Genomic DNA, 14170 nt, shown 5'->3' on the forward strand with positions numbered 1-14170 from the left:
GTTTAGTTTTTTGTTGCTGTGGCCAGCAACTGTTCGACGATAAAGTCAAGCTGTTCATCAAGGGAATAGATATCACTGTAATATGAGAGGTTAAAGCTCAGCTCGATCATTCTGCCTTCTTTGACAGCTGGAATGCTATTCCAAATTGGATTGCCAGTCAAATCATCCATTCCTTCATAGGAAGAACGGACAACATAATCGCCAATATACTCTGGAAGGACTTCCATAGAAACGGTATCACCTTCTTCATCCGTTGATCCATCAATTTTTTTCTGAATGATCTCTGGCGCTTTCATGCCTAAATATTCATAAATAATTTGAGAGCCGCGTCCAAATTGCTTGCCGGTTACGACCGACATTTCCTTTTTTCCGCCTTCAATAATCGTTACCGTTTTGTCCAGTACGCCAGCTGCTGCGAGCTTCTCTTTGCTTTCTTTTACCTTCGTATTAAAGTTGTCAAGGAGGGTTTGCGTTTCCTGCTCCTTACCGAAGGTTTGGCCCAGCAAAGCAAGTCTTTCATCCGTAGTCATTTTTTCATTTGGAACAAGAATGGTTGGTGCAATTTGGCTTAATTTCTTATACGTATCCTCAGAAGGGACAATAATGAGATCTGGCTCAAGCGCCATAATGGCTTCTGGGTTCGGCTCAAACCAACTGCCCAGCATTTTCACCCCTGCAAGATCCTTTTCAAAAGCAGCCCCTTCGAATACATCGGACACACCAACTGGCTTAATTCCCATAGCAACGACGTCACCTAGCAAATAAAGCACGACTACACGTTTAGGTTCAGCTGGAACCTCAACATCACCCATTACAGTAGACACGATACGTGTTGATTTACTTGCTTGATTGTTATCGCCAGCGGTACCATTCGTATTTTGAGCGGCATTGGATGCAGCTGCGGTATTTGTAGTAGTCGAAGAAGAATTGCCGGTATTCGTTCCGCCTGCTGAGCAAGCTCCTAGCAGTAGCATTAAACTGAGCAATATGCTCACAGCTAATCCAGGTTTTGTGTGTCTTTTCATTTGTATAGACCCTCCACGTTTATATTGATAATGATTATCATCATCGTTACCAATATAACGCCTCATCCCGCCTGATCCAATGGATAATCTGGTTAAATTAAATGGATAATCATCTATTTTTCGTCGCTGCCGCTCTGATGTCCGAAAGTGAAGCGGTGACAATCCCGTATATTTTTTGAAAATTCGGCTGAAATAATAGACATCTGAATAGCCGATTTCCCTTGCGATTTCCTGCATATCAGCATCTGTACCAAGCAGTAATTCGATGGCGTGAGCTACCCGAACCTGAATTAAATAATGGATCGGACCGGCCCCTTTTTCTTCCTTAAACCGCATGGATAGATGACGTGGGCTGTAATTCAGCGTATCAGCAATTGATTCCAGTGTTAGGCTCTTTTGATAATGTTCATCTATGTACCTTATGGCTTGTGATACAAGATCCGGTTTGCGCGCATCAATCCCTTGAGTATCCATTTGACGAAGAAGCTCATGCAGAAACTGATAAAAGAGTCCCTTAATATGAAGCTGATCCAAACTATGCGCACCTTGCCATATATTTCTCATAAGGGTGAGGCAGCGGAGCAGAGCGAGCGGCTCCTCTGGCCGAAAGGCATATTGGAGCGAAAAAGGATTATAGCGCTCCATTAATTGTGTAAGCTCTTTCCGGCCCGTGAATGCATACCCGGTTTTGTAAAACAGTTGATAATATTCAAATTCTTCCTTTGCCTCTATATCTAGGCGCATCCCTTTACCGCCATGCAGCATATGAAAGCGCCTTGCTTCATGCTTATTGCCGTCGAGCTGTAGAGTTGCTGAACCTCGAACACCATAAATAAAGCTGCTTGCCGGCAGCAGATAAGACTCAAGCAGCTCGCCTGGTTCCATAATAACGTGACGTATGTCCAATATTTTTACAGCTGCATGATTCCATAACAAAATATGTTCTTCCAGTTTCATAATGCTTTCATCTCCAATCCTTCTCCCTGTAAGATTGGATTCGTATAAACGGGGAGAAGTACGTTAGAGCTATACGATCTCACCATTATAATTGATAACCATTATCACTTACAATTTAAATATGCTGATTTGCTGTCGAATTGGCATTTAAGTGATGACTGTGTGCTTGCGATTCTAACGAACAGTATGACGCTTATTATGAAGAAAACTAATATTCTTACGTTTTAGCGAATCGTATTAGCGTTATTGCATGCTGTTTGGGGTGTTTTGCGTTGTTTTTCAACAAATAATGATTCTGGAGTTCGTTAAACTTCTAATCGTTAATAAATTGGCGAAATAAGAGCTGCTAGGTTCGTAAGCGAGGTACCTGGCACATAGAAAAACACAATGCACAACGAAAAGTGCAGAACATGCCTAGGACTAACTTTTCCACGAGACATTATGTTAATTGTAGAACACTGACAATGAGCTTTTTGCATAGTCGTATTATCATCAAATTTCATATCTTGTTTTCGAGTATTCGAATGAAAAAGCAACTTTTTCAGCATGTTGTAGAAAGATATGGTTATGAAACCCGGATGGAAGAGGTGGGGAGTGCCTCGGGGGTTGGTGGTTCTACTGAACTGAAAATCTAAAATTACTGCACCAAAAGGTAGAAACAAAGTGTACTCTTGGCAATTGTATAATGAGCTTGGGTCACTATTGAAAGCGATTGCAAAAAAATGAGAGAAGAGAGGGAGCGAAAAAATGAACTACAAAACCCAGCATAGAAGGGGTAAGAAAATGCTGTCTTTGGTGCTTGCAGGGGTTCTTGCCACAAGCATAACTGCAAACGCCGTCCAGCCAGTTCAAGCAGCAGCAAATGTTGTATTTAAAACGCAGAACGGAGGAGTCTTTGACGGGATGCCGTTATTTGATGGCAATCCGGAGCATTTGGATGCGTATGTGGATACGTATTTTGATTATACGGGGCTCGAGGGACCCGCTGTTTATGTAACAGGCTCACGCAATCATTATACGCTGACACAAGGGCGAAATGCCGGGAAAATCATTCCTGGCGCACTTGCGGCCGCGGATAATGTGCAAGGGGTGTCAACGGATTTCCCAGCGCTGGTAGGCATGGGACAATCCTGGAACAAGGAGCTGCTCTCCAATATAGGGAAGGTAGTGGGCAGTGAAAAAATCAGTTTACTTAAAGTAAAACAAGGAGAGTCCAATATTCATGGCGGTACGAATGCATCGGCTACTGTTGCTTTTACAGTGGTCAGCGACATGCGTATCAACCCTTTAAGCGGAAGATTCGACGAGGGCTATTCTGAAGATCCTTACATGGCAGGGACATTAATAGATAAGATGGCTTCGGGACTTAGCGGCATAGACCAAGCGGCAAGCGATGACGGATTCTGGATGCGTGCAGCTGTCGGTACCAAGCATTATTCTGTTTATAACGCGCAATGGTTCCGTGAGACTTCAAACAATAGCGCCGGGGCAAGAGCGATGTTCGAGTACCAGACACGCAGCCCACTTAAGGGTCTGGAATCGGGCTCAATTGCAGGTGTTATGACTTCATATGGCCGTACGAATGGGATACCGAATATTTTATCTCCCCTGCAGCTGCATGCGAATGATTTCTCGAAGTACGGCGTTTACAGCTCGCCAGACTTTAACGCGGATGCCCATGTATCGAGTTCAGGCAATTTAAGCAACGGCTATGATACTAATTATGCTGTCGACCGTACGCATGCAACGGTACTGATGGCGCTGGCTGAAGCGAATGCCGGAAGGCCGTCAGGTACGACGCCTGCCGATGTGCCGGATTTGGTTGCACTGGTAAATAAAGGGGAGTATGGCATTACCGCAGAGGATTTAATTAAGGCAGCAAGGCCTCATGTGAATCAAATGGTACGCGTTGGCATTTTTAATGAAGTCAATGAAAACGGAATACCGAAATTTTATCCGTTTGCACAGGATGCTAAGGATGTGCGTACGACAGCGGCAGCAACTTACAGCTTGCCGGAGCATCAGCTAATTGCACTTCAAGCAGCGCAAGAGAGCATTGTTTTATTGAAAAATGACGGTATTCTGCCGCTGGCCAAAAATAAAAATGCAGCGGTATCCGGTATCTACGCAGATGCGAGATTTAAAACGACTTATTCAGTAGGAACAACTCCTGCGCTTCCTGAATCGGGCGTATCTCCGCTGCTCGCGATTATTAATGCGAATGGATCTAACCATGTTACTTACGATTCAGCGAGCAAGGTTATCGCACTTACTGCAATGAATAATAATCAGACCGTTACCGCTAATGTGTATGATCCTGCAGCTAATACGGGAGGAGCTCAGCTAGTAACGACAGCGGACCAGCTTAATGTTTCCGATCCTGCCCAGCTATTCCGGGTCTTCGATTGGGGACAAGAAGGGTACAGCTTGCTATCGCTCAAAAACAACCGCTGGGTGACATCTCCGGCCAGTAATAATGCAGCGGTAGGCAATACGGATGGAACAACGCTCAATTTAACCAACAATGATTGGGATCTTGCAGCGATGCTTGGGAATACGAGTGCGATCCCGCCAAGAATTCGCATCGAGCAAAACGCTGACCAAACCATATCGCTTGTAGCGAATGGCTATAGAAGCGGCTTCTCCGGTGATTTTACAAATTGGTATTATTCAAATGGACGTTTTATTACAGCAGGTGCAGATGCCAAGCTGAAAACAGCAGCTGCGGTACTCGGAAATGAATCGAATGCAGCTATTCGCAGTGCAGATGTGAAATTTAAAGAAACGGTTGTGAAGGAAGTCGGACAGGATGCTGTTGCTAGGGCGGCGACTGCTGATTATGCCGTAGTATTCGTGGGAGCAGTCCCGCGCCATAGCGCAGGGGAAGGCAATGACCGCTCCAGCCTGTACATGGGCGATGCCGATTACGAGCTTGTAGACAAGGTGTCTGCTGCTTTCGCGGCGAAAGGCAAGAAGACGATCGTTGTTGTCAAAAGTAGCTTTCCAGTTGGGCTTGAGGAAATTCAGAACAATCCGAATGTCTCTGCTATCGTGTATCAGCCATATGGGGGGCAATACGATTCACGGGCACTGGCTCAGGTGCTTTATGGCGATTATGCGCCAACGGGCCGCCTGACGTCCACTTGGTATTCAGATATGTCCGCTTTCCCGGCAATAAATAAATATGTTATTCCAGAGGGTAACAAGACTGCATCAATGGCTACCATTGATCCGCGTTTTACATTGGACATGACGAATGCCGATCCTATGGAGTCAAAGCTTACTTATATGTACACGGATGCACCAATTACGTATCCGTTCGGATACGGCCTCTCTTACAGCAGCTTTATATACAGCGATTTGGCAGTGCCAATGAGTGCTAGCGGGAATGAGCCGTTTACCGTTTCTGTAAAAGTGAAAAATGCTGGCGTTGTCGATACTTCAGAAGTCGTTCAGCTTTATATTAAAAACAATCAATCAGGCTATGGCGGCTCTGCTCCGAAGAAGCAGCTCGTCGCGTTTGAGAAAATCGCTTTGGCAGCAGGCGAGAGTAAAGTGGTTACTCTGTCTGTTGACCCTGGTGACTTCGGCATCTGGGACGTGAATAAAAATAGCTTCATTGTAGAAAATGGTGCATACACGTTAATGGTTGGCGCATCCTCCAAGGACATTCGCGGTGAGAAGGTCCTTGCAATTAATGGAGATGCGATTGCACCGCTGCAGGTCTATAAACCGTTTAATGTGTTCGACCATGCTTATGCCTCCCATGAAGTCATCTATCATGAGGTTTCTAAAGAACGCACTGCGCAAAATCTGAAAGCGAAAAAGGTAGTCGGAGGTTATTATGCCGTCCGCTCAAAACAAAACGGTTCCTACGTAGCGCTGCCGAATGTGGATCTGACAAATGCAAAAAGCGTTAAAGCCTCGGTAGCTTCTGACGCAGCGGGAGGAATAATTACATTACACGCGGATTCCCCAAGCAGCGCCCCGCTCGCGATGATTGAGGTTCCGGCAACAAAGCCTAGATCCTATACGATTGCGAATGCATCTGTTCCGGTAACGGAGCTGGCTTATGTCGACGTAAAAGCAGAATTGAGCAACACGAGCTTGAAGGGCAAGCACAATCTCTACGTTGTGTTCAAAGCCGCCGATCTTCGTATTGACAGCTTGGCGTTTGAGAGTGAACCCGTAATCAGCAGCTCTAGTCAGCTTACTGCTGCCCAAATAAACCCTGCCGTTGTTGTGAAGAGCGACGGTGCTCCTTTTGGTGCAGATGCCTCCAATTTGGACAATTGGAATATTGTTTCTGCTGCCAGCGGCTTAACGTTAGCTTCGGTCACTCCAGCGGCATCTGGCTTAGAAGCCACGCTGCAGTTCAGCGGAACTGCGAAAGCTGCAACAATCGCCATCCAATCGAAGGCAGCTTCCTTCGACGGCAATTTGACAAACAGCAATACGTTGACACTAACGATTGCAAATTCTTCATCAGGAGGCGGTAACACATCTGGCACTGGTACGCCTAGCATAGAGCAGACGGTTACGATTACAGCAGCAACCGCGTCCGATACTGCTAAGGTGAAGAATATCAAGGCTGAGGGCGTTACTGTAGTTGGGGCGCCAGTAGGCATTAAAGTAAAGGATTTGAAAGGCTCTTATGTAACAGCAACGATTTCGATTCAGTCTGAAGCAGGCAAAAAGGTGACCGCACTGGCGATGGTTGCCGATGACGGCACGTTAACACCGGTGCCGAGCCGAATTACAACAGATACGAGCGGTAAGTCGATCATCAAAGCGCTTGTATCCTTAAGCGGCACTTATGTGACTGTATCATCGGAGCGTGTGTTTACTGACGTTCCAGTTAAAGCGTGGTACGCAGCAGAGATTGCCAAAGCAAGCAGTCAGCTTTTAATCAATGGTGTGACATCATCTACGATGCAACCGGGAGCTTCAACAACCAAGGCACAGACGCTGATGGCAGCACTTAACGTGCTTGGCATAACGCCGGTAAAAAACGCAGCGGATGTGAAATGGTATGATGAAGTGGTCAGAACTGCAAGTCAGCATAGATTAGTTAGCTACACAACACTAGCGATAGATACGCCAATGTCTCGTGAAGGCATGGCTGACGTACTCGTCAATGCCCTTCGGTATGCTGGTCTCGACATCACGCTGAGCGAAGGGGAAGTGAGCAAGCTGCTGCAAGGCTTCTCGGATACTGCGAGCATATCCAAGGAAAACCGAACARCAATGGCGGTCGCTGTTAAATACGGTATTTTCAAAGGGAATTCGGCGCAGCAACTGCTGCCTTCAAGCACGATTACGCGTGCTGAGTTGGCTGCTGTCGCGATCCGTACCTACAGCGTAATTATCGATCTCATTTCCTAATATTAAGAGATAGGAGAATAGCCTGCACCTCGTGAGAGGGCAGGCTATTCTTACTTAGCTTTAGCTTTTGCGAAATTCTTCTGGCGTCTGGCCTGTCATTTTTTTAAATACCCGAAAAAAGTATTTGGGATTATCATAACCTAGCTGCTTCGCAACCTTGTATATTTTGTCATCGGTGCTTTTTAATAGTGTTTTGGCTTGCTCAATGCGCAGTTGGTTAATATAGTCGGTAAAATTTTGCGCAGTTTTTTCTTTGAACAGGAAACTTAAATAGCTTGGATTAAGATAAAAAAGAGATGATATTTTTTCCAGTGTTAAATCCTTGGTGTAATTTTTGTGTATATACGTTTTAATATTATCGATCATGTTTTCGGAGGAGTAAGCTGAGTTTTCCTTCAATAAATCGGCGGTACTCATTAAGACAGTGAGCAGGTACTCCTGAATGGAAATCAGATCAAAAGAAATATTAAGCACGGACTCCAGGCTTGAGGACGGCGAGCCGTCTTCATGCGTTTGGAGGTAGGCCGAAAGTATTTTTTTGACCTCTTGAATCATATCTCTGCTTTGCTCCTTTAGCTGAGCAAGGGAGACGGCAGGCTGTCGTATATAAAAGGCGAAAAAATCAAGTACCAGCTCTTTCACCTTCGCGGTTTGACCTGATTCAATCAGGAACAGCAGCTCATGAGTCCGTTCCCACAGCATAACATCCGGTAAAAGTCTTTGTTTGTTGTAAAGATAGCAGCGCCCAAAATCGGTAATCGACCGCTGATCCAATGCGGCAATCGTTTCATGGTGTGCTTGGCGCAGCATACTTAAATGGTGGACAACAGTACTTATGCCTACGCAGCCTTCGCTGCCCTTCCTTACACTAACGGTGTGGATAAGCTCCGCTGCCGTTCTTTCGGCATGCTTAAGCATCGTCGTGACTGATCGCTCCTCCGTAAACGATAGAAGGATGAATGCGAGCTTATCGCTTTGGGAATGCGGGATATAAATATAATCCTGCTGAAGCCCGATCATAGGCTGTTGAATCGAAGCTGGCGCATAGAGCGTCAGTAAAATATGTGCCGAAGCAGCAGACACTTCCTTTAGCCGCGCCGATTGGAAGATGGGCAGCTTATCTTTCTGCTGAATCCCAATTAGGAGATGCAGCAGCGATTGGATATCGGAATGATAACTGATGTGCTCCTTTTCAGCTGCTTTTAGTACTACCTCCTGCTTGACGTTCCGCTCCTTCTCAATAGCATCGATCGCTTGCTCCAGCGTGCGATGAATCTCTTCCCTGCTAAATGGTTTCAGCAAATAACTAACAACTTTAGCGGATATCGCTTCTTTCATATATTCAAAGTCCGAATGTCCGCTAATAACGATCATTTTTTTGTCGGGATATTGCTGATGCACGATTTTCATTAATGATTTTCCATCCATTTCAGGCATGCGCATATCCGTAAAGATAATATCCGGGTCTAGGTGCTGAATTAATTCCAGCCCATCGGCACCATTGTCGGCCTCTCCGGCGAATGTGAGCTTATGCTCGAAGGATTGAATTTTTTTGAGTAGTCCCTTTCGTATTAAGGGCTCATCATCTACGATAATGAATGAATACATCTGGCGTTCACCTCTTCTCCCAATTCGAAGGAATTTTGATTTGAATGGTTGTGCCTATGTTTTTTTCGCTTTCAATGGTAACGCCATCTTCGATTCCGTAATAAAGAGTGAGCCGAGAATGGACGTTCTTTATACCAATACTTTGCTTGGTACGCTGCCCAATAGACGAAAACTCAGGCGGCTGGGCGAGCAGATTCCGTAGCTCCGTGACCTGCTCTTGCGACATGCCTGCACCGTCATCGCAAATTTCGAAGATTATGAGTTCATTGTGCTGATAACCCTTGATCGTGATTCGACCTTTGCCACGCTTGTTCTCAAGGCCGTGATAAATCGCGTTTTCCACGAGTGGCTGCAGAATCAGCTTCAACATTTTGGTTTGCAGTACTTGTTCTTCAATTTCTTTTGTAAATGCAATTTTTTCGCTATAACGGATTTGCTGAATTGCCATATAATTGTCCACGTGCTGGATTTCCTCGGCAGCGGCAACCAGCTCGCTATCGGTTTTAATACTGTACCTAAACATATCACCTAAAGCTTTGGTCATAACAACGATGCTTTCGACTTCTTCGATTTCTGCAATGCTATTGATTGATTCAAGCGTGTTGTACAAGAAATGTGAGTTGATTTGAGCTTCCAGCGCCTTCATTTGCGAATCCATGGTCAAAATGCGATTTTGGTAGCTCTCGCGAATATGGGTATCAATATCCTTCATCATCTTGCCGTACTCATAATACAGAATCCCAATTTCATCGACTCTTTTTTTGTCGGCTTCAATCATGACGAAGCGCTGCGATTTGTTTTTGCGCATCAGCTTTGTTAATTGAATGATCGGCTTTGTAATTAAATTAGAGAGGAAGAAGGAAAGAAGTAGAAAGATAATGGCGCAGGAGGCCGATACATAAATGATCAGCTTTTGCGATATGCCGTATTGTTCATACACTTTGGCGACCGAAATATTGGCAATGACCTTCCAATTATTGCTTGGTACAGCTTGAATGACTGTTAAGCTTTTGGAATCTGTGAATTGCTGCTTAGAGCCCGTCATCGCCATAGACTTGCGGAGCAGTCCATCCGGCAAATATTGACCAATGTCACGATTAGTGCCGTCATATAATATTTTCCCCTGCTCATTTGCTAAATAAATATTTGATATGCTTGGGGCTGGATTCCTGTTTAAGCCTGCAAAAATGTCCATGCTGCAATCCAGCATAAAAACGCCTAAAAATTCATTGGAATTGGGATCAAAAAGCGACCTTGAAAAACCGATTGAAGATTTGGCATTAATGATATAGGGCTTTACACCAACATCGCCGATGTAAAGCTCTCCTTTGCTTGCAACGGTCTGCTTGTACCATTCGTCGTTGAAGGGAATGTAATCAACCATTAAGTCTGTTCCATTTCCGTAGCTAATGAATTTTCCGTCGGGCGTGAATAGGTAAATTCCATTAATGTAATTATAACCCAGTAAAATATTTTCGAAAATCAGCTTCAGCTTGGCTCTCGTAATGAAAATCTCGTATTGGTTGTTCGTATTTTGCAGCTTCCTCAGCTCATCGCTGACTGTACTGTAAGCGGTTGCAGTGGATGACTGCTGCTGCACAGTAATTGAGATCCGGTCAATATTTTTCAAGATTTCCTCAATGCTTTTTACCGAGTTGTTGATCGTTGTGGATGCAACAAGGGAGGTCTGTTCATTGACAAGCCGGGTATAGCTGCGATAAGAACTGACAGTAACGACAATAATAGGCACGATGGATACGAGAACAAGAACAAGAAACAGCTTAGTTTTAATATTAAAAAAGAGCATACACGTATCCTCCTTGTTTGTCTAATCTAAAAATAGTGCACCAAATGAGCTAAAGCATTTATACTGTTTCTCACATTATTATAAAAGTGTGCTTAAGGCAATAGCGTCTCATGAAATGGCAGGAGAGAGTAAGTCATTACCACAAACAATAAAAACAGGGGGAAATGCAAAATGAAATCAGTAAAAACAATGGGGCTCGCTATTTTAGTATTTTGCTTCGTTCTGCTCAGTGCTTGCAGCTCCAACAATGGTACTTTGAACGCGACGAATACGCCGGCAACTAATGCAGGCACCAACGACGCAGGTGGTAAAAATGCAGGAACTGATTCTTCAGAGCCGATTACGTTAACGATGATGATGTCTGGCAACAAAGCGTCGGAAGGGGAAGATTTCGAGCTCGAGACGTTGCCGCGTCTCGTGAAGGAGAAATTCCCGAACATCACGCTTGAAGTACAGAAGCTTCCCGATGATCAATACAATACTTCGGTGCGTACAAAGCTTGCAGCGGGACAAGGGCCGGATATTTTCTGGATCTTCCCTAAAAATGCAGCAGGCGGAGTCATCGATTTCGCTAAAGCGGGTTTTGCTGCTGATCTGTCCGATTTAAAATTCTGGGACAATATCGGTGCTGGCGCTAAGGAGGATATGTCCTATGACGGCAAGCCTTACGGCGTCGCTGAAGGTCTTGATTACCTAGGCGTTTACTACAACAAGGAAATGCTGGAGCAAGTGGGTGTGACCGAATTCCCGAAAGACTGGACATCCTTCCTTGAAGCTTGCCAAAAGCTGAAGGATGCAGGCATTACGCCGATCGTGCTTGGCGATAAAGACCCTTGGGTCATTCAATTCGGTATGTACCCGATTGCAGCAAACGTGGTTTACCCGGATGAAATGGATTTTGATGTAAAAGTGCAAAATGGTGAAAAATCGCTGAACGACCCTAAATGGGTGAAAACTATTTCGATGTACAAAGAGCTGTATGACAAAGGTTATGTCGTGAAAAATTCACTTGGAGTAGGCAGCGCGCAGGCTTCCCAGTTGTTCATCGATGGCAAAGCGGCTATGACGTTTACAGGCACATGGGACTACGCTTCTATGACGTCGAAGGGCGCGGCGGAGTTTAATCGCGGATTTGCTTCTCTTCCAGGCAATGACGCTGGCAAACCAACGTTTGTATCAGCGGCAACCGCTGCTGGCTATGGGTTAAATGCAAAGTCCAAAAATCTTGATGCAGCTAAAGAAATTCTTAATTATCTGTTCGACGGTGAATCGGAATTGTTTAAAGCTTATGTTGCTTCCAACAGCTCCATCAGTGTATACAAGGATGTTCCTTTGACAAACGAGTTGTTCAAGGACGTCAACGATAACTATCAAACAAACGGCAATTCGGTATACTTTAGCAACCAAATGTGGCCTGCAGGTGTTTCTGATGTGATGCAAGCCAAATTCGCAGAAATCATTGGCGGACAAAAAACGACGCCGGAGGATGTTGCGAAGGCGATGGATGAGAAGTTCCAGGAGCTATGGAAAAATAAATAATCTTTAGAGTGAATGGGTAAGTAGTAGCGGAGGGAAGACGACTGTCTTCCCTGCCGTTATGAGGTTAGCTGGAGAGGATGGAGCAACATGAATTCGACCGTAATGAAAAAAACAATGTACTTTTTTGCAATACCGGCCCTCATTTTTTATTTAATTTTTTGGATATTTCCGATATTGAGATTGTTTCAATATAGTATCACTGATTACAACGGTTTCGCTCAAGCGTACAATTACATCGGACTAGATAACTACAAAGCACTATTTAAAGGAGATACACTAGGTATTTCCGTCAAGAATACGTTGATTTATACGCTAGTTACAGTGGTGCTCGGCAATATCATTGGTCTTGCACTTGCACTTCTCTTAAACATGAAAATTAGAGGGAAAGGGATTTATCGCTCCTTGTCTTACATTCCGACGTTATTCAGCGCAATCGTTGTCGGATTCATTTGGAGCTACGTATACATGCCGGATTACGGTATGATCTCAACCTTCCTGGATAAATTCGGCATAAATGACGACAATCTAAATTTCCTAGGCAGCTACTCCTCAGCACTATATGCCATCATTTTTGTTGAGATATGGAAAAATATTGGAACAACAATGATTATTTTCCTTGCTGGCTTGCAAACCGTCCCTAATGATTTGCTCGAAGCAGGGAAAATGGACGGTTGTGGCCCTTGGCGGCTGTTGCAGCATGTGAAGCTGCCGCTGCTTGCGACTGCGATAACGATTAATGTAACGCTTAGTCTAATCAATGGATTGAAGGCCTTCGACTTCCCGTTTATTATGACAAACGGTGGTCCGGGCACTTCTACCAATACGTTGATTTATTCCATCTACAAGATGGCTTTTACGGAGCAGCTGTTCGGTAAGGCATCAGCGCTTGGCGTTATTTCCTTTGCCCTGATTATTGTGCTTACTGCAGCATTTGTTATCCGCATGAACAAACGGGAGGTGTCGGCATGACTATCGGTTCTTTGACGAAAAAGACACTGGTTCAACTGGGCGTCATCGTTGTGATGGCTGTTAATTTGATCCCGCTCATTATTGCATTGTCGACTTCGCTTCGTGATCCAAAAAATAATGCCAATCCGCTAAACTTGTTTAGTGAAATTTCTTTTGCAAGCTATCGTACTGCCTTTGAACGGATGCATTTTCCGCAAGCACTTATGAACAGCATTATACTTACAGGACTTTCTGTTATCTTCGTCGTACTGCTGGCAGCGATGGCGGCTTACCCAATGGCGAGGCTTAAAACCAAATGGAGCAAATTTTTATATTTGTTTTTTCTCTCGGGACTGGTTGTGCCCTCACAGATGGTGCTCATCCCGATCGTGCAGATGATCAATTCGCTTCATATACCGACTTCACAGTATACACCGATACTGATGTTTATTACATGCAGTCTTCCTTTTTCCACATTTTTGTATACAGGCTTCATTAGAAGCGGCGTACCGGAAGAGGTGGAGGAAGCGGCTCATATTGATGGAGCGGGGTTGTTCCGCAGGTTTTGGCTGGTGGTATTCCCTCTGCTTATCCCGGTTACGGTGTCGGTCATTATTACACAGGGTGTATGGATATGGAATGACTACTTCTTTAATATGATCTTCATCTCCCGAGCGGCTGAATCCCCATTGCCCCTAGCTATGCTGGGCTTTCTCGGTGATCAGCAAAACCCTACGCAGTGGAATGTGCTGTTTGCTGCCTGTTTCCTGTGCGCGCTGCCGCTCCTAGTTGCTTTTCTGTTTTTGCAAAAATACTTTGTGGGCGGGATGACGGTTGGAGCAGTCAAAGGCTGAGTAGCAAACCAAGTGGAGAGAAAAACTCCCCCCGATCTATTTTGACC

General features: G+C 44.8%; 7 protein-coding genes. 4 read left to right on the forward strand and 3 right to left on the reverse strand.

What is annotated here, in order from left to right; all coding sequences use genetic code 11:
• Positions 1 to 2: 2 nt before the first annotated feature.
• Positions 3 to 1982 carry an AraC family transcriptional regulator gene (locus AC1DSE_RS02560; RefSeq protein ID WP_477508970.1) on the reverse strand — a complete coding sequence of 660 codons (1980 nt, stop codon included), beginning with the start codon at positions 1980 to 1982 and terminating at the stop codon, positions 3 to 5.
• Between the two features lie 747 nt (positions 1983 to 2729).
• Here AC1DSE_RS02560 and AC1DSE_RS02565 point away from each other — a divergent pair.
• On the forward strand, positions 2730 to 7367 hold the full coding sequence (locus AC1DSE_RS02565; protein ID WP_477527368.1) for a glycoside hydrolase family 3 C-terminal domain-containing protein: 4638 nt from the start codon (positions 2730 to 2732) through the stop codon (positions 7365 to 7367).
• Between the two features lie 60 nt (positions 7368 to 7427).
• Here AC1DSE_RS02565 and AC1DSE_RS02570 read toward each other — a convergent pair whose 3' ends face one another.
• Positions 7428 to 8975, reverse strand: coding sequence for a response regulator (locus AC1DSE_RS02570; RefSeq protein WP_477508968.1), 1548 nt, complete (start codon positions 8973 to 8975; stop codon positions 7428 to 7430).
• Between the two features lie 7 nt (positions 8976 to 8982).
• A complete protein-coding gene (locus tag AC1DSE_RS02575; RefSeq protein WP_477508967.1) occupies positions 8983 to 10782 on the reverse strand; it encodes a cache domain-containing sensor histidine kinase in 1800 nt (599 codons plus the stop codon).
• 171 nt (positions 10783 to 10953) lie between these two features.
• Between AC1DSE_RS02575 and AC1DSE_RS02580 the strand changes: the two genes are divergently transcribed.
• From AC1DSE_RS02580 to AC1DSE_RS02590, 3 genes are all read left to right on the forward strand, one after another.
• Positions 10954 to 12321 carry an ABC transporter substrate-binding protein gene (locus AC1DSE_RS02580; protein ID WP_477508966.1) on the forward strand — a complete coding sequence of 456 codons (1368 nt, stop codon included), beginning with the start codon at positions 10954 to 10956 and terminating at the stop codon, positions 12319 to 12321.
• An 87-nt stretch (positions 12322 to 12408) separates the two neighbouring features.
• Positions 12409 to 13290: a carbohydrate ABC transporter permease gene (locus AC1DSE_RS02585; RefSeq protein WP_477508965.1), complete on the forward strand. Its 882-nt coding sequence runs from the start codon at positions 12409 to 12411 to the stop codon at positions 13288 to 13290.
• Positions 13287 to 14123 (forward strand): carbohydrate ABC transporter permease, encoded by an 837-nt coding sequence (locus AC1DSE_RS02590; protein WP_477508964.1) that lies wholly within the window; start codon positions 13287 to 13289, stop codon positions 14121 to 14123. The genes AC1DSE_RS02585 and AC1DSE_RS02590 overlap by 4 nt, the downstream gene beginning before the upstream one ends.
• The last annotated feature ends 47 nt before the right edge of the window (positions 14124 to 14170 follow it).

Source organism: Paenibacillus sp. 01L418 (assembly GCF_056400045.1).